The sequence below is a fragment of the Qipengyuania aquimaris genome (assembly GCF_009827445.1).
GTDB classification, from domain to species: domain Bacteria; phylum Pseudomonadota; class Alphaproteobacteria; order Sphingomonadales; family Sphingomonadaceae; genus Qipengyuania; species Qipengyuania aquimaris.
This window is the reverse complement of sequence record NZ_WTYI01000001.1, coordinates 87,115-104,388: the sequence shown is the minus strand read 5'-3', so window position 1 is coordinate 104,388 and position 17,274 is coordinate 87,115. Positions and strand designations below refer to the sequence as shown.

General features: G+C 62.8%; 14 protein-coding genes. 6 read left to right on the top strand and 8 right to left on the bottom strand.

The window, feature by feature from the left end; translation table 11 throughout:
* Positions 1 to 29: 29 nt before the first annotated feature.
* Positions 30 to 785 (top strand): competence/damage-inducible protein A, encoded by a 756-nt coding sequence (locus GRI34_RS00445; RefSeq protein WP_160594256.1) that lies wholly within the window; start codon positions 30 to 32, stop codon positions 783 to 785.
* A 56-nt stretch (positions 786 to 841) separates the two neighbouring features.
* The gene (locus GRI34_RS00440; RefSeq protein WP_160594255.1) at positions 842 to 3,769 is read left to right on the top strand and encodes a DUF2339 domain-containing protein; all 2,928 of its coding nucleotides are present in this window, start codon (positions 842 to 844) and stop codon (positions 3,767 to 3,769) included.
* Between the two features lie 117 nt (positions 3,770 to 3,886).
* Here GRI34_RS00440 and rplA read toward each other — a convergent pair whose 3' ends face one another.
* Entirely contained in the window at positions 3,887 to 4,579 is a 693-nt protein-coding gene (rplA, locus tag GRI34_RS00435) for a 50S ribosomal protein L1 (RefSeq protein WP_160594254.1), read from the bottom strand.
* Positions 4,580 to 4,583: 4 nt separating this feature from the next.
* Positions 4,584 to 5,015, bottom strand: coding sequence for a 50S ribosomal protein L11 (rplK, locus tag GRI34_RS00430; protein WP_090477950.1), 432 nt, complete (start codon positions 5,013 to 5,015; stop codon positions 4,584 to 4,586).
* A gap of 443 nt (positions 5,016 to 5,458) precedes the next feature.
* On the opposite strand from rplK, the gene GRI34_RS00425 reads away from it, so the two are divergent.
* Both GRI34_RS00425 and GRI34_RS00420 read left to right on the top strand, forming a co-directional pair.
* Positions 5,459 to 6,115: a PspA/IM30 family protein gene (locus GRI34_RS00425; protein ID WP_160594253.1), complete on the top strand. Its 657-nt coding sequence runs from the start codon at positions 5,459 to 5,461 to the stop codon at positions 6,113 to 6,115.
* A gap of 113 nt (positions 6,116 to 6,228) precedes the next feature.
* The gene (locus GRI34_RS00420) at positions 6,229 to 7,011 is read left to right on the top strand and encodes a CPBP family intramembrane glutamic endopeptidase (protein ID WP_160594252.1); all 783 of its coding nucleotides are present in this window, start codon (positions 6,229 to 6,231) and stop codon (positions 7,009 to 7,011) included.
* A gap of 80 nt (positions 7,012 to 7,091) precedes the next feature.
* Here GRI34_RS00420 and nusG read toward each other — a convergent pair whose 3' ends face one another.
* On the bottom strand, positions 7,092 to 7,628 hold the full coding sequence (nusG, locus tag GRI34_RS00415; RefSeq protein ID WP_100260495.1) for a transcription termination/antitermination protein NusG: 537 nt from the start codon (positions 7,626 to 7,628) through the stop codon (positions 7,092 to 7,094).
* 49 nt (positions 7,629 to 7,677) lie between these two features.
* Positions 7,678 to 7,884: a preprotein translocase subunit SecE gene (gene secE / locus GRI34_RS00410; RefSeq protein WP_090477939.1), complete on the bottom strand. Its 207-nt coding sequence runs from the start codon at positions 7,882 to 7,884 to the stop codon at positions 7,678 to 7,680.
* Between the two features lie 239 nt (positions 7,885 to 8,123).
* Here secE and GRI34_RS00405 point away from each other — a divergent pair, with 239 nt between their 5' ends.
* Complete coding sequence (locus tag GRI34_RS00405) at positions 8,124 to 9,647, top strand: alanine/glycine:cation symporter family protein (RefSeq protein WP_160594251.1); 1,524 nt, start codon at positions 8,124 to 8,126, stop codon at positions 9,645 to 9,647.
* Between the two features lie 96 nt (positions 9,648 to 9,743).
* Here the strand turns inward: GRI34_RS00405 and GRI34_RS00400 are convergent, their stop codons facing one another.
* The 4 genes from GRI34_RS00400 to GRI34_RS00385 all read right to left on the bottom strand — a co-directional run bounded on the left by GRI34_RS00400 (position 9,744) and on the right by GRI34_RS00385 (position 15,048).
* A complete protein-coding gene (locus GRI34_RS00400) occupies positions 9,744 to 9,893 on the bottom strand; it encodes an MYG1 family protein (protein ID WP_160594250.1) in 150 nt (49 codons plus the stop codon).
* Positions 9,894 to 10,012: 119 nt separating this feature from the next.
* Positions 10,013 to 11,809, bottom strand: coding sequence for a DUF885 domain-containing protein (locus GRI34_RS00395; RefSeq protein ID WP_160594249.1), 1,797 nt, complete (start codon positions 11,807 to 11,809; stop codon positions 10,013 to 10,015).
* Positions 11,810 to 11,831: 22 nt separating this feature from the next.
* Entirely contained in the window at positions 11,832 to 13,652 is a 1,821-nt protein-coding gene (locus GRI34_RS00390) for a DUF885 domain-containing protein (RefSeq protein ID WP_160594248.1), read from the bottom strand.
* A gap of 121 nt (positions 13,653 to 13,773) precedes the next feature.
* Positions 13,774 to 15,048: a metal-dependent hydrolase family protein gene (locus GRI34_RS00385; protein ID WP_160594247.1), complete on the bottom strand. Its 1,275-nt coding sequence runs from the start codon at positions 15,046 to 15,048 to the stop codon at positions 13,774 to 13,776.
* A 122-nt stretch (positions 15,049 to 15,170) separates the two neighbouring features.
* Between GRI34_RS00385 and GRI34_RS00380 the strand changes: the two genes are divergently transcribed.
* Positions 15,171 to 17,231 (top strand): S9 family peptidase, encoded by a 2,061-nt coding sequence (locus GRI34_RS00380; protein WP_234028102.1) that lies wholly within the window; start codon positions 15,171 to 15,173, stop codon positions 17,229 to 17,231.
* The last annotated feature ends 43 nt before the right edge of the window (positions 17,232 to 17,274 follow it).

The following is a 17,274-nucleotide window of genomic DNA, read 5'->3' as shown; positions in this document are numbered from 1 at the left end:
CCGCAGCAAGCGACACTACGTCTGTCCGCATGACCAAACGCATCTACACCGCCGGGCTCGTCGTTATCGGGGACGAGATCCTTTCCGGTCGCACGCACGACAAGAACATCGCCCAGGTGGCGAGCTGGCTGCAGGTCCAGAATATCAGGCTCGCCGAGGTGCGCGTGGTCCCCGATGTGATCGACACCATCGTCGGGGCAGTGAACGCCCTGCGCGAAAGCTACGATTATTTGTTCACCACCGGCGGCATCGGTCCGACACATGACGACATTACTGTCGATGCAGTGGCAAAGGCGCTGGGTGTCGATGTCGTCATCCATCCCGAAGCACGCGCGATCCTCGAACGCTATTACGAAGACAAGGGCGGGCTGAACGAGGGCCGCCTGCGCATGGCGCGCGTGCCCGAAGGCGGGGAGCTGATCCCGAACAGGATGTCCGGCGCCCCCGGCATCAAGGTCGGCAATCTGCACCTCATGGCGGGTGTCCCGCATATCACCGCAGGCATGCTCGACGCGCTAACCGGAACGCTCGAAGGCGGGGAACCCCTGCTCAGCGAGACGGTCGGCGGCTTTATTCCCGAGAGCGAAATCTCCACTCAGCTGCGCGACGTGGAGAAGGCACATTCCGAATGCCAGATCGGCAGCTATCCCTTTTTCCGCGAGGGCAAGGTCGGGTCCAATTTCGTCATCCGCTCGACCGATCGCGCCGCACTAGATGCCTGCATGGCCGAATTGTGCGAGCGCCTGACCGAAGAAGGGTTCGAATTTACCCCCGGCGGAATCTGATCGCCACTTGCCTTGGGCGGCCCTCGCGCTAGCCTGATTGCAGACAAGGGGGTTTGATGGACTGGTTTCTTATCCTGGTCCTCTTCGGGGTCGCATTCTACCAGCGCACGCATCTGCGCGCCCTTCAGCAGCGCCTCGAAGGGCTCGAGGGGTCGCTTGATCATTTGCACACGCTCCTGAGAGAAGGCGCGAGGGCCACGGCGCCCGAGCGGGAGGAGGCGCCCGCTGCAGCAGAACCCGTTGAAGATGAGGTCCGCGACACGCCTGAACCCGCTGCTGCGCGCTCCGTTTCCGTACCCAAATCGGTCAAGCTCGTTGGCGCTCCGGAAGATATGCCGGCTCAAGCGCGTGACGACGCGTCGGGCCAGCCCGGTGAGACTCCCGATGTCACCGAAGCCGTCAAGCCGGGCTTTTTCGAGCGCTTCTCCTTTGATTTCGAGGAGATCTTCGGGCGGAACCTGTTCATCTGGATGGGCGGCGTCACCCTTGCAGTCGCGGGCGTGTTGCTGGTCCGGTATTCGATCGAGGCAGGCCTGCTGACCTCCAGCGTTCGGGTGGCCCTGTCCTTCCTGTTCGGCATCGGCCTCCTCGGCGGGGCCGAGGCAGCATACCGTAATGCCGATAAAGTGGGCGACGAACGCGTTTGCCAGGCCCTCGCAGGCGCAGGCCTCGCCACGCTTTACGCCGGCTTCTATCTTGCCGGCACGCAGTACGGGCTGATCGGACAGACCTTCGCCTTCCTTGGCCTTGCGGCCGTCACTGCCCTCGCGATTGCCCTGTCGTATCGGTTCGGCCTGCCAAGCGCAGTCCTGGGCCTTGTAGGCGGCTTCGCCGCGCCTGCGCTGGTGGGCAGCGAAGAGGCGAACCTGCCGCTGCTCGCCCTGTACCTCGCACTGGTGACGGGCGGTCTCACCCAGACCGGCAATCGCCAGCGTCGCCCGTGGCTCGGCATGGCGGCCCTGATCGGCGGCCTCGGATGGGGCGGATTGCTACTCACCGGAACGGGCTTCTCAGCGACCGATGTCGTCGCGCTCGGCCTGTTCTTCGTGCTGCTCGGCGCGGTCCTTCCGTCGTTCCTCGCCAGCGAGAAATTCGAACAACCGCTCCGGCTGGCCGCCGCCGCCATCGCCAGTCTCCAGCTGGCGGTTCTGGTTGACGAGGGCGGCTATTCGCCCTTGGCATGGGGGCTTTACCTCCTGCTCGGCGCGTCGCTTGCGTTCTTCGGTTGGCAGAAGCCGCCAATGCGCCCTGCCAATGCCGTGGCCGCAGCCATCAGCATCTTGTTGCTCGCCTTCTGGAGCGATCCTGCAACCGGCTCGTTCATCGCGATTCTCATCGCGCTTGCGGTCATGTTTGCGGGCGTTCCGCTGTTCCATGTGCTGAAGGACAAGGACCAGCTGGTCGACCGCGTCATGCTAGCAGCTGTTCCAGCGGGGCTTGGTCTCACCACCTCACTGACGCTCGATACTTCTTCGAGCTTGCTGGCTGGCATGTCCTGCATTGCGCTCGCCGCCCTGCCCGTCGCCGGGGCAAAGGCCCTCTGGAGCCGCGCTGACAGTATTTCCCTCGCGCTCAACCTTGCGTCCGCCGGTTTGCTTGCGGGACTTGCCGCGAACAGCCTGCTTCCCGAATGGACCCTGCCTATCGCGCTTGGCGCAATCGGCGCTGCGATCGTGTGGACATTGCGTAACCGGTTGGCCGAACATCCCGCTTTCCTGGCTACCGCGTCCGCATTCGCCTTCGCCACCATCCTGAGCCTGCCGGGCACCACTGCCGGGATGGCCGAGATGGACGCGCTGACAGGAAGCGCGCAGTCTCCCTACTGGCTCGGCCTTCTGCGGTGGCTTGGGGCCGCCTTGCCGCTGCTGGCGCTCGGCTATTTCGTAAAGGACAAGCTGCCGCGCAGCGTGGCGGAATTCCTCGCCGCCCTGGTCGTGTTCGGCGCAGCGCTGCAGGTCCTTCCGCCTATCGCGTCGGTCTGGCTGGCCGCTGCCATGGCCATCCTCCTGCGCTGGAAACAACAGCAGCGCGAATGGGCAGTGCTGGGGCTTGTCCTCGCCACGATTGCCTGGGCTGCAGAACCGCTCACCATCTGGCTCGAAGGTGCAGGCGGCGCATTGTTTGGCGATCCCTTCATGCTGACCGATTTGCCGACCATCCGGCAAACCCTCAGCTTTATCCTTCCCTTCGCCATCGCCCTCGCCATGGCGCGGATTACCGAAGGCCGCATTCTCGAGCAGCCAGTCCCGCTGTTCTGGGCGGCGTTGGTCCCGTCGTTCATCACCGCGCATGTCCTCTTCAAGCAGGTCTTTGCGATCGAAACGCTACCCGCATTCGAGCTTACGGGTCTGGCAGAGCGCATCCTGTTCGAACTGCTGTTGCTCGGCGCTGCATGGCTGGCTGCCAAGGGCATCGCCAGCTTGCGAGCCAGTCCGCTTGTCGCGAGCCTGCTGGCCGTCACCGCGCTGGCTCACTTCACGCTCTTTACCGGGTTCTGGCACAATCCACTCTTCGCCATGCAGGCGGTAGGGCCGGTTCCGATCGCCAATCTTGCCCTCGCCATGACAGTGGTCGCCGCCGCGATCCTGCTGTCGCTGCGCCTGTGGGTGCCGCGTTTCCGCAGTGCCATCGACGCAGCGATCATGCTGGTCGTGAGTGTCGGTGCGATCGCCCTGCTGCGACAGGTGTTCGCGGGCAGCTATCTGGTCGAGACCCCGATGACCCAGACCGAGGACCTCCTGCGCTCGCTCCTCGGTATCCTGCTCGGCATCGCTTTCCTCATGATCGGCAGCCGCCGCGGCGAACGCAGCTGGAGGATCGGTTCTCTGGTCCTGATGACCGGCACCGTCATCAAGGTCTTCGGCTTCGATGCCGCAGGGCTGGAAGGCCTGCTGCAGGTGGCGAGCTTCCTGGCGCTGGGTGCCAGCCTGATCGGGATCGGCTGGTTCTACAAACGCCAATTGCGCGCCGCCCCGCAGGACTGAAGCGCATGCACCAAAGAGAAAGGGCCGGAGGTTTCCCCCCCGGCCCGTTTCTTTTGCGCTATCGCCTCGCTGCATGAGCGCGGCGATAGTCTCGTTCTGTCCGAGTAGGAAAGAGCCTTACGCTCCCTCCACCTCGCCGAGGTCGACCTTGAGACCCGGGCCCATCGAGGAGGTCAGCGTGACCTTCTTGACGTACTTGCCCTTGGCACCGGTCGGCTTCGCCTTGACGATTGCATCGGTCAGCGCCTTGAAGTTGGTCTTCAGGTCCTCGTCCTTGAACGACAGCTTGCCGATACCGGAGTGGATGATGCCCTGCTTCTCGACGCGGAATTCGACCTGGCCGCCCTTGGCGTCCTTGACGGCCTGCTCCACGTTCGGGGTCACGGTGCCCAGCTTCGGGTTCGGCATCAGGCCCTTGGGACCAAGCACCTTACCGAGGCGGCCGACCACGCCCATCATGTCCGGCGTGGCGATCACGCGGTCATAGTCGAGATTGCCGTTCTGCATGTCTTCCATGAGGTCTTCCGCACCGACCTTGTCGGCGCCGGCGGCAGTGGCCTTCTCGGCATTGTCACCGCGCGCGAAGACGGCGACCTTGACGTCCTTGCCGGTGCCGCTCGGAAGCGAAACCATGCCGCGGACCATCTGGTCGGCGTGACGCGGGTCGACACCCAGGTTCATTGCAACTTCGACGGTTTCGTCAAACTTCGCCTTGTGCTCGCGCAGCGTGGCGATTGCTTCGTCGACGGTGTACAGTTTTTCGCCGTCGAGCTTGGCACGAACCTGCTGGTTCTTGGTCTGCTTTGCCATGGTCTTAGCCCTCCACCACTTCGAGGCCCATCGAACGCGCGGAGCCTTCGATGATCTTCATTGCCTGGTCGATGTCGTTCGCATTGAGGTCAGCCATCTTGGCTTCTGCGATTTCCTTCACCGCGCTCTGCTTGATGGTTCCGGCGGAAACCTTGCCCGGCTCCTTCGAACCCGACTTAAGCTTCGCGGCCTTCTTCAGGTAGAAGGAAGCCGGCGGCGTCTTGGTGGTGAAGCTGAACGAACGGTCGGCATAGACGGTGATGACCGTCGGGATCGGAGCGTTCTTTTCGAGGTCCTGCGTAGCGGCGTTGAAAGCCTTGCAGAATTCCATGATGTTCACGCCGCGCTGACCCAGTGCCGGGCCGATCGGGGGTGACGGGTTTGCAGTGCCCGCGGGCACCTGCAGCTTGATATAGCCTTCGATCTTCTTGGCCATTACGGCCTCCTTTCACACTGTCGGCCGCGCTCTTGCGAAGGCAGCCTCATGTTAAGCGGTCGAGCGGTCCGCGAAGCAGACCTCCCGCGTGGGTATCCTAGCCATGGGCTTGGGAAGGCGCGCACATAGCGATTCTGCGCCCGATTGCAAGCCTGAAGCGCCGTGTTGGACGCCATTTGGACTTGCCCGCGCACTGCCCTACAGAGTGGAACATGTGGAACAGGGTCCTGGAGCATAACTTTCCAGCGGAGATGGCAGCGGCTTGCGACAGCAACTATATCGGAATTGAGGGGCTCTTGCATCCCAGGCAATTTACCTGCCGCTTGTAATTGTAGGAAACCGTCATCTACAGATACGGTAAATTCTTCCCTTTCCTGAACAAGAGGTTCTGTTAAGGACTCGAATATAGAATACGCCGGTACTTTTACTGAGGGGTGGTGGAAATGTTTCGTATTGCAATCGAAGTGAGGGATCTCATCTCGAGCAATGTGTCGAGCGCGCTGGACAAGGCGTTTGATCCGGCCAAGCTGCTGCTGCGCCTGCAGCGCGAGATCGAGGAAGCGCTGGTCGGCCTGACCGGCGATATGAGCAAGGCCCGCCGCTACAAGGTGCGGCTGGAGGCCCGCCTCGAAGATACCCGCGGACAGATCGACGAATGGCAGGACAAGGCGAAGTCGGCGATGAACAAGGGCCGCGAGGACCTTGCCCGACAAGCGCTGATCGCCCGCGAGGATACCCGGCTTTCCTTCAGCAAGATCGAGGAAGAGATCGCCGCCATCGAGGCAAGCCTTATCGACATGCAAGAGGTCGAACTACAGCTCGAAGCCAAGCGCGACGATGTGCGGATGCGGCTTGCCGACCAGCTGGCGGCTGATCGCCTCGCGCCGGTCGCGAGCGGGTCCGCTCCGCGCGAAAGCCCGGTGGATCGCCGGCTCGGCCATATCGAGGCGCTCGAGAAGCGCACCGGTTATGCTCTCGACGGTTCGCAGGCGGCTGCCCGCAAGGCCGCCGTCGACCGCGAACTGGAGGATATGCGCCGCGAGAGCGCGGTCGATGACGAGCTGGCCGCGCTGCGCGCCAGCTCCGGCACCTCCGCCTGACAATCCCCGCAAGGCCCGAACCGGCGCTAGGCTGGGGATTTACCCCCGCCCCGACTTGATGCGGCGCGCCCGGTGCGGGATGCATCCGGGACACCAGCAGGGGATGGGTAGGAATGACCGGCACCGCGACCACTGAGAACAGCCTGACCGGGGTCGAGAATTCGGCCGTTTCGCAAGCGGCGGCTGTGCCCGGCACGCTCGGCTGGGGACGCTTCATCCTCCAGTTCGTGACTGTAACCATCGTGTTCTTCGCCGCATCGGTACCAGCGGTGCTCATGCTGGGCATGACATCCGAAGGGCTGATCGGATCGGTGGTGGGCAGCATGGCCGCCGCGCTCCTGCTGTGCTGGTTCTGGCTGAGCCGCGATGGCCACTTGGCCGCTGCGTGGAACCTTCGGGCGCCCAAGAGCTGGGGCAATACCTTCGCCCTCGCCTCGCTCGCCACCGTGCTCATCATCGCGTGGTTCCAGGCGGGCTCGTGGCTGGTCAGCCAGCTGGGCATCGATACGCCCAATGTCGTGGCGGTGATGGACTTCGTGACCGAAAGCCCGACGAGCTTCGTCATGTGGATCGTCTTCGTCGCCTGGTTCGCCGCCGGCTTCGGGGAAGAGTTGCTCTATCGCGGCTTCCTGATGGACCGGCTGCAGCGCCTGCGCGGCATCGGCGACAAGATATGGCTGGTGATCCTGATCCAGGCGGTGCTGTTCAGCTTCCCGCATCTCTACCAGGGATTGGGCGGCGTCCTGATCACCGGCGTCGTCGGCGCCGGGCTTGGATATCTGCGCGTCAAGTGCGGCGGCAATCTGTGGGCCTGCATCCTCGCCCACGCCGCGGTCGACACGATCATGATGAGCCTCGCCTACGCCAACAGCCTGGGCATGCTCGGCACCAGCTGAGGGCCTTCAAGCAGATACGAAAAGGGGCGCCCCTCTCTTGCGAGGAGCGCCCCTTTTTTCGAATCGCTGATGTCTTGCGGTTACTTGACCAGTTCGACCTGTTCGAATTCCAGCTCGACCGGCGTTGCGCGGCCGAAAATCGACACCGAAACCTTGACCTTCTGCTTGTCGAAATCGAGTTCCTCGACAAGGCCGTTGAAGCTGGCGAAGGGGCCGTCGAGGACCTTGACCTGGTCGCCGATTTCGTAATCGACGCTGACCTGCTTCTTGGGAGCGGACTTGGCTTCTTCGACACCGCCGAAATAGCGCGCGGCTTCCTTTTCGGAGATCGCCTGCGGCTTGTTGTTGTTGCCAAGGAAACCGGTAACCTTCGGCGTGTTCTTCACAAGGTGGTACACGTCGTCGGTCATGTTCAGCTTGGCCAGAACGTAGCCCGGCATGAACTTGCGCTCGACCTGGACCTTCTTGCCGCGCTTCACTTCGGTAACGGTTTCGGTCGGGACTTCGACTTCTTCGACGCCTTCGGAAAGGCCCAGGCGCTCTGCTTCGGCGATGATCGAATCGCGAACCTTGTTCTCGAAGCCGGAGTAGGCGTGGATGATGTACCAGCGTGCCATGATCTAATCTTTTATCCTGTCGGAGGGTCTTGTCGGGCCGTTATGCCCGTCAGGCGAGAGTCATGAGCCAGCGCACGACTGCGCTGAAAACCGAATCCACGCCGAGGAAGAAGAGCGAGAGGATCACCATCATGATGAAAACGAAGATCGAGATACGGATCGTCTCTTCGCGCGTCGGCCAAACGACCTTGCGGCCTTCGGTCTGCACCTGCCGGATGAATTCGGCGGGGGAAGTCTTGTTTCCTTTGTCGGCCATGGCCTGTCACTCTCGCACTTGAACTGCTCGTGCCTTCCGGGATGGGGGTTTCGCCGCCCCGGTTCAAGTCCGGGAGGGGCTGTATCCATCATCGATGTCGGAAGACGACAAGCCATGTAGGCTCCACCCGCGCAAAACGCAAGCGGGGGAGAGGCGCGCATTTGCGTCTTTCCAAGGCGACCAAGCATCTCTAGCGTGCGCCACTTGATTTCAAGGGACGCGAGAGGGGTTTCCTAACCATGGCAACAAGCCAGGCACCAAGTCTTGGCGATCGGCTGGTCGAGCCGGTTACCAATGTATCCGATTTCATCTGGGTAGGTACGTGGAACGGGGTGGAAGTCCTCCCCTTCCCGCCGATGACCATCATCCTGCTGGGCATCGGCCTGTGGATTATGATCGGCCTGCGGTTCTACCCGATTATCAAGCTCGGCAGCGCCTTCAAGGGCCTGTTCGCAGGTCGCAAGAGCCAGGGCGATGGTGAAATTTCGCCTTTCGCGGCGCTCTCGACCGCGCTTTCCGGGCAGGTTGGCACGGGTAACCTTGCGGGTGTGGCGACCGCCATCGCGCTGGGCGGTCCCGGGGCGATTTTCTGGATGTGGATCACCGCCCTGTTCGGCATGGCCCTGGCCTTCGCCGAAGGTTCTCTGGCGATCCGCTATCGCGAACGCACCAGCGATGGCGTGCTGCGCGGCGGTCCGATGACCTACATCATGATGGGCCTGGGCAAGAAATGGACCTGGCTGGCCGTGGTGTTCTGCCTCGGCACGCTGTTCTCCGCACTCGTCACCGGTAACTCTATCCAGGCGAATGCCGTGGCCGACGGCCTCAACGAACTGTTCGGCATCGAGGAGTGGCTCGGCGGCCTGATCGTCGCGATCCTGGTGTTCATCGTCATCATCGGCGGCATCAAGTCGATCGGCAACGTGGCCGAGAAAGTCGTGCCATTCATGGCGGCTGCCTACATCGTCATGGCCGTGATCGCGCTGATCCTGAACTTCGGTGACCTGGGCGAAACCTTCGCACTGATCTTCCACGGGGCGTTCAACCCGCAGGCGGCCAGCGGCGGCTTCGTCGGCGCGGCGATCATCATCGCCATACGCGCCGGTGTCGCGCGCGGCCTGTTCTCCAACGAGGCTGGCCAGGGTTCGACCGCCATCGCCCACGCCGTTGCGCAGACGAACGATCCCGAATCGCAGGGCCGGATGGCCATGCTCGGCACGTTCATCGACACGATCGTGATCTGCACCATGACCGCACTGGTCATCCTGACCGTGCGCGGCGACTTTACCGCAGGCGGCGAGGCAGTGCTCCATGCTTGGCAATCCGACCGGGTCGGCTTCGAGATGACGAGCGGTGCCTTTGCCGCCGCCTTCCCGTTCACGCTGGCAGGCATTCCGATCGGTACGCTGATCGCATCGATCGCGCTGATCCTGTTCGTTTTCACCACGCTGCTGACGTGGTCCTACTACGGCGAACGCGCGATCACCTTCCTCTACGACCGGATGAAGGGCTCTACCCGCTCGGGCGAGAAGAAGCTGCACATGGCATGGCGCGTGTTGTGGTGCGTCGTGATCTTCCTCGGCGCGGCACAGCCGTCCGAACTGGTCTGGCGCCTGGGCGACATTTCCAATGCCGCGATGGCGCTGCCCAACCTGCTTGCCCTCGCCTTGCTGAGCGGCGTGGTGTTCAAGCTGGCCCGGGGCGAGAAGGATGCCGGTCCCACGCACACGGCCGAAACGCCGGAAGAACCGGAAGAGTACTGACCTCTTCCAATCTTCCGAAGGCATAAAAATCAGGGGCCGGGGGTCTTTCGACCTCCGGCCCCTTCCCTTTTACGGGCGTCCTTTTGACTGAACCGCTCAGCGAGCCCCGAACAGGCGGGCGAAAAAGCCCGGCTTTTCCATCGGGAGGATCTTGCCGTGGTGCTTATAGCGCAGGGACGCGTCGCTATAGGCCTTGGGCTGAACCCACCCATCGGGGCGGCTGCTATGGAAGGACAAGCTCGACATGGGTTACCTCCATGAAATACTTTCCCACCGTCCTGCCGCGTAAAACCCCTTAGTCCGCGATCCGGTTCCCGAATTCTTGCCGTGATGGCAGGGGCTTGTCCCAAAACGGGACCAAGGCCCTACCGTCCGCCGCTCGCGATCCAGTCGTCGATCTTCGCTTCGAGCACTTCGAGCGGGATGTCGCCCGTTGCCAGCACCTGGTCATGGAACCGGCGCACGTCGAAATCGTCGCCCAATGCCGCTTCGGCCTTGGCCCGCAGTTGCTTGATTTTCAATTCGCCGGTTTTGTAAGCCAACGCCTGGGCCGGCATCACAATGTAGCGGGCCGTTTCGCTTTCGGCGAAATCGCGCGGCTGGCCGTTCTCGACCATGTATTCGATCGCTTGCTCCCGGCTCCACCCCTTGGCGTGCATCCCGGTGTCGACGACGAGACGCACTGCGCGCAGCAACTCCCCGCCCTGCAACGCCGCCAGGCGGTGCAGCGGATCGTCATAAAGACCCAGTTCGTAGCCCAGGCTCTCGGCGTAGAGGCCCCAACCCTCGCTGAAAGCGGTGAAGCCGCCATAGCGCATGAAATCGGGCAGTTCCTCGTTCTCGAAGGCGAGCATCGTCTGGAAGTGATGCCCCGGGTTGCCTTCGTGCATGTAGAGGTTGATCGACGTACCGAGCTTGCGCTCCGCCACATTGTAGCCGCTGAAATAAAAGGTCCCCGGACGCGTCCCGTCGGGCTTGCCTGCCATATAGGATGCGGCAAGATTGAAGGCCTCGCGATATTCCTCATACGGCTCGATGCGCAGCGGCGTCCTGGGCTGGTTCAGGAACAGGCGATCCATCAAGGGATCGACTTGCTTGCCGACTTCGTACCAAGCCTCCTGCAATTCGGCCTTGGTGGTGTAAGTCGGCGCCGTTCGATCGCCTGCTTCGGCTTTCGCCTCGGCAATCGCTGCATTGATTCGCGCCACTTCGGATAGGCCGGTCTGGTGGATTTCCTCGGCCGTCAGCGGCAGCGTCGTCATTTCGTGAATGCGGTAGCTGTAATAATCATCACCGTCCGGATTGGCGGTTGCCGCAATCGTCTCGCGCGCGACGGGCAGGTATTCCTCCGCGAGAAAATCGCGCATACGCTTCATTGCGGGGAAGAGCACGTCCTGCACCGTCTCACGATAGGCCTTGGTAAGGCCCCGCTTCTCTTCGTCTGCGAAGGTGCTCGGGAATGCTGCCAGCGGAGCGTAATAGGGGTTCTTGTCGTCCGGAGCGTCGAGCTGCGTATCGAACTGCTTGATCATGATCTCGACCGTCAGGCTCGGCAGTGTGATACCTCGCGCGGCCCCAGTCCTCATGCGGGCGATCATCTGGTCAATCCCGCGCGCTGCATCACGATGGCGTGACAAATTATCCTCGAAATCCTTGACCGTTTCGAAGGGCATCAGGGCGCCCGGAGCGGAGAGGCGCGGATAAAACACGTGAAAGCCGCGGAAATGGTCGATCGGTGTAGCCAGCATGGTCGGCAGGATATCCGATTCCGTCTGCGCGATGCGGCGCTGCATCGTGTACTCGAATGTATCGTAGACAATCTGGTCGGTCTCGCTCAGCGCTGACCGATCGATCAGGCGCAAGGCAGCAAGATCGGCCTGAGCGGCAGCGCGCTCGCTCGCTAGAGAAGCAGGCGAGAAATCGCCGAGCTTGTCGGCATCTGAGAAGTCATTCCTGAAAAATGCCGCAACCGGATTGCGATCGAGATAGGCCGCTTCGCTGCGAACCAGCAATTCGTCCAGCGCCGCCGCCGCGACAGCTTGCGATGCACCGTCGCTCACGGCCTGCGCCGCGGTCTCTACTCCGCCGGATACGGCAGTGCAGGCGCCAAGGCCCGATACCATCACCAGGGCCAGCGCAGTGCGCGTTGCAGTCAGTTTCATTGAACCTCTCCTGTATTCGTTCTTACTTGCCGCCATCCGCGATCCAGCGGTCGATCTTTGCTTCCAGCACCGGCAACGGCAGGCCGCCGCTATCGAGCACCTGCGCATGGAATGTGCGAATGTCGAAAGCGTCGCCCAGCGCGCTTTCTGCCTTGGTCCGCAATTCCTGGATTTTCAGCGCACCGACCTTGTAGGCGAGCGCCTGGCTGGGAATGGCGATGTAGCGTTCCACCTCTGCCACCACTTCCGTGCGCGTCATGCCGGAATTTTCCAGCATGAAGTCGATGGCCTGCTCCCGGCTCCAGCCCTTCGCGTGAAGCCCCGTATCGACCACCAGCCGCATGGCGCGAAGCTGTTCGTCCTGAAGCGTGCCGTACCGGTTCCACGGGTCGTCGAAGAAGCCCATCTCGTAACCGAGGGTCTCGGCATAGAGCGCCCAGCCTTCGATATAGGCCGTCGTCCCGCCGAAGCGCATAAACGCCGGCAGCGCTTCGTTTTCCTGCGCCAGGCTGATCTGGAAGTGATGCCCCGGGGCGCCTTCGTGCAGGTACAGCGTCATATTGCCGGTCGTCAGGCGGCTGGGGAGATCATAGGCGTTGAAATAGAACGTGCCCGGGCGCGATCCGTCCGCGGCACCGCTCTGATACGAACCGCCGGCCTCGAACTTCTCGCGATATTCCTCGTAGGGCTTGATCTCGAGCGGGGTCTTGGGCGTGAGCGAGAAATACTCGGGGATCTTTGCATCCACCTGGGCGCCGATATCGTAATAGGTCTGCGTCAGCGCTGCGCGGCTTTCCGGCTGGAACTTGGGATCGGTGCGCACATAGTCGAAGAATTCATTCAGCGTGCCCGTAAAGCCGACCTCAGCCTTCACCTTTTCAAGTTCGGTCTTGATCCGGGCGACTTCCGACAGGCCGAGATCATGGAGGTAATCGGGCTCCAGCGGCAGCGTGGTCGTTTCCTCGACCAGCTGGCGATAAAGGGCTTCACCGCCTTTCATCTGCGATAAGCCCACACTTTCACGGGCGGCAGCGTAATATTCGTCGCGGAGGAAATCGCGCAGGCGCTCGTGTGCGGCGTAAACCTGTTCGATGCTGGTGCGATACTCCCCTTCCAGACGGGTCCTGTCGGCCTGCGAGAATTCTTCCGGAAAGTTCGTCACCGGCATCCAGAAGGGCGATTCCTCGATATCGTGGGCCAGTTGCGTGTCGAGCTGGCTGATCACGTTTCCGATAGTCAGCTGCGTTTCCAGGACACCGCTGTCCATCCCTTCGCGAAAACGCGCGATCATGCGATCGGTCAGCTCGGCATAGTCGGCGTGCCGCTTGAGATTGTTTTCGTAGTCCTCGAGGGTCGCGAACGGCGCGGCGCTCTGCCCGCTGGCGAAGCTGGGATAGAAGGTGTGGAACCCGGTGAAATGGTTGACCGGTCGTACCTGGGTCACGGCAAGGATTTGAGGGGTCAGCCCGGCCAGCGCCTCGCGCTGGTTGTATGCGAAGACATCGTAAGCGATCCGGTCGGTGTCCGACAGCTTGCTGCGATCGATTTCGGCCAGCTTTGCAAGGTTGAGCTGCGCATCCGCGCGCGAGGCATCATTGTAGGCGTCGGTGTAGTAATCCCCGATCCTGTCCGCATAGCGCGTATCTCCGCGAAACAGCGCCGACAGGGGATTTAGAGCAAGCTCTCGCTCGTCCGCATCTGCAAACAAGGCGAACAGCCGATCGTGCTCGCGGGCCTCGTCGGCGACTGCCGCAGTTGGCGCCTGTGTATCCCCTGGCACACTGGCACAGGCTGCGAGTGTCACAGCGGATGCGCCGACAAGCGCAGAACGAAGCAAATGCATGGCGAGAATGTCCCTGTCTTGAATCTGGCAGCGGCCTATGCCTGCCGGGCCGCCGCGACAAGCGACAAACGGACCGGCAGCCGAAGTTGGTCGATCAGGGACGAGCGTCGAGGGCGGCCCCTCACTCGATGACGCGGCCGCGGACCATGACCCAGCCGGTGTCCTCGAGCACGCTCACATCGTCGAGCGGGTTTCCGTCAACCGCGACCATGTCGGCGGAAAAGCCCGGTGCGATACGGCCGATTTCGTTTTCCATGCCGAGCACCTTTGCTGCGCCCGTGGTGGCGCTGGCGAGCACCTGCGCATCGCTCATCCCGCCCTTGCGCATCAGCGCGAGTTCGCCGGCATTATCGCCATGCGGGAACACGCCGGCATCGGTGCCGAACGCCATGGTCACGCCCCATTTGCGCGCACGTTCGACGATTGTCTCGGCATAGGCGCTGACGGCGCGGATCTTGTCTTCGACTACCGGTGTGTAGAAGCCCTTGCCAAGGTTCTCCTTGATGCCTTGGAAAGCCATGAGGGTCGGGACGAGGATGGTGCCGTTCTCGCGCATCACCTTGGCCGCCTGTTCATCGATATAGGTGCCGTGCTCGATCGTCTGGACCCCGGCGCGTGCCGCCAGTTCGATGCCGCGCGCACCATGTGCGTGCGCTGCGGTCTTGAGGCCCAGCGAGTGCGCCGTATCGACGATGGTCTTCATCTCGTCGAAGGTAAAATGCGCTTCGAGCCCGCGGCCCTGCTGGCTCAGCACGCCGCCGGTCGCGGTGATCTTGATCAGGTCGGCCCCGTATTTCGATGCCAGCCGTACCTTCTCCGCGCACTCGGTCGCGCCGGTGCAGGCGAAGGATGTACCCAGCGCGTCGTTCACTTCACGGCGGAAGCCGTTGATGTCGCCATGCCCCCCGACGATCGCGATGGTGCGTGCGGACGTGACGATGCGCGGCCCGGGAAGCATTCCCTCAGCTGTCGCGCGGCGCAGCGATTGCATGACCTGGTCGCTCCGCGCGCCAAGATCGCGAACGGTCGTGAAACCGGCCTTGGCGGTAACGCGCGCATTCTTGGCCGCCACCAGCGAATACCATTCGGGCGGCTGGACCGCTGCGCGCCAGAACTCCCCGCTCGGATCGCCGGACAGGTGGGTGTGCAAGTCGATCAGGCCCGGAACCAGCGTCTTGCCTTCCAGATGGACCATCTCGGCGCCTTCGGGCACGGCCTGCCAGCCATCCACGATGCTGACGATCCGGCCGTCGGTCACGGTCACTGTTGAACGCCCCAGCGGAGCGCTGTCGGCATCGGTCACCACTCCGTCGGCATGGATGACGGTGGTCTGGGCAGCGAGCGGCGTTGCAGCCGCCAGCACGCTTGCAGCAAGGCCCGTGATTAGTTTGCGCATGAATTCCTCTCCTCTTGCTGGCCCGTGATGCCTGCACGACCCGCCGCCGACAAGCCCCGGTTTGCCCTTCGCCGCGCTATCGCTATGTAGCCGGGCAGAAGATTCTTGCAGGAGAGAACATCTTGATTACCCTTCGTCGCCTTGCAGTTGCCACCGGCCTGCTTGCCACAGCTTCCATTTCCGCACAGGCGCAGGCGCGCCCGATGACGCCCGAAGACGTCGCCGCGCTCGAAAGCGTCGGCACGGTCGCCGTTTCGCCCGATGGCAGCCGCATTGCCTACACCACCGCCAGCCTGCCCGACGTGACCGAAGGCGAGGAAAACGGTTCGACCACGCAGCAGCTGAACGTCGCCTTTGGCCCTGCAAACGCGCGCGAATTCCTGCCCGAAGACATGAGCGTGTCGGGCATCGCCTTTTCGCCCGACGGCCGCATGATCAGCTTCGTCTGGGCAGACGAGGACGAGGACCGCGCGGTCTGGGGCATTCCGGTAGACGGCGGCGCGCACCGCAAGCTCGCCGCGGTAAAGGACGCGAGCGTGCGCTCCTATGCCTGGGCTCCGGACGGCTCGGCCATCTGGATGCTGGCTTCCGCCGAAGACGACAAGGACCGCGAAAAGCAGTCCAAGGCAGGCTTCAATGCGATCGTGTATGAAGAAGAGGCTCGCCTCAACCGCCTGTTCGCAGCCAAGGTCGGCGGTGAAGTCGATGCAGAGCCGACCGAACTGACCATCCCGGGCTATGTCAGCGGCTTCCACGTCGCGCCGAACGGCACCACCGGCGTCGTCGAAAGCGCGCCCACGCCGCAGATCGACGACGAATATACCTCGAAGCGTGCGCACATCATCGACCTTACCAGCGGCAAGGTGCTCAATGTGGTCGAAACGCCGGGCAAGCTCGGCGATATCGAGATTTCGCCCGACGGCACGCAGCTGTCCATGATCGCGGGTGTCGACATGAACGATCCCGCCGACACCACGCTGCACCTCGTCGACGTGGCAACGGGTGATTACCGCGCGCTCAACGCCGGTGCCGCAGAAGCAGCCGTCGATGCCGAATGGCTTGCCGACGGCCGCCTTGCCGCAGTCATCCATACGGGCGTGCAGTCTTCGCTGCGCGTCTACAATGCCGATGGCTCCGTCGCCGAGGAACACGATGGCGGCGCGCTGATCCTCAGCAGCGTTGAAGCCGGCGGCAATGTCATCGCCGTCGAGGCGAGCAGCCCGAAGCACCCGACCGAACTGTTCGTGTGGAACAACGGCGCATTCCAGCGCTGGACACAGCACAACAGCTGGCTGTCCGAAATCGATTTCGGCGAACAGCGGGCATTCACCTTCACCGCGCGTGACGGCCAGGAGGTCGAAGGCGTCCTGATCGAGCCGGTCGGCGGCGCACCTCGCGGTGGCGCTCCGCTGATCCTCAATGTCCACGGCGGCCCCGAAGCGCATGACAGCAATGGCTGGCAGACCGCCTACTCCAAGCCGGGCCAGGTCGCCGCAGGCCAGGGCTATGCGGTCTTCCTGCCGAACTATCGCGGTTCCACCGGTTACGGCACGGCCTTCTCCAAGCAGCACCAGGGCCGCTATACGGACCCCGAGTTCACCGATCTCGTCGATGCAAAGCGCGCGCTTGTCGAAGCGGGCGTGGCCGATGCCGACCGCGTCGGTGTGACCGGCGGTTCCTATGGCGGTTATGCGACCGCATGGACGTCGACCTACTTCAGCGACGAGTTCGTGGCTGGCGTGATGTTCGTAGGCATTTCGAACCAGATCTCGAAGTTCGGCACGACCGACATTCCGTACGAGATGTACAATGTTCACAGCCGCGCCTGGCCGTGGGACGACTGGCAGAAGATGCTTGAAGTCTCGCCGATCTATCACGTCGACAAGGCCAATACCCCGCTGCTGATCATGCATGGCGCGGAAGACACGCGCGTCGCGCCCAGCCAGAGCTACGAGCTCTATCGCTCGATGAAGGTTCGCAAGCCCGATGTGCCCGTACGTCTCGTGCTGTATCCGGGTGAAGGCCACGGCAACCGCAAGGCAGCCGCACGCTACGACTACAACCTGCGCATGATGCGCTGGTTCGATACCTACCTGAAGACGGGCGACCGCGACGCGGCCATGCCCGACAGCCGTCCCGAGCTTGCCGACGGCACTGTCGGCACCGCGTCGAAGGGCGACTGACGGAAAAAAGGCGAAAGCCTTAACCCGATCGTGCTAATGGCCT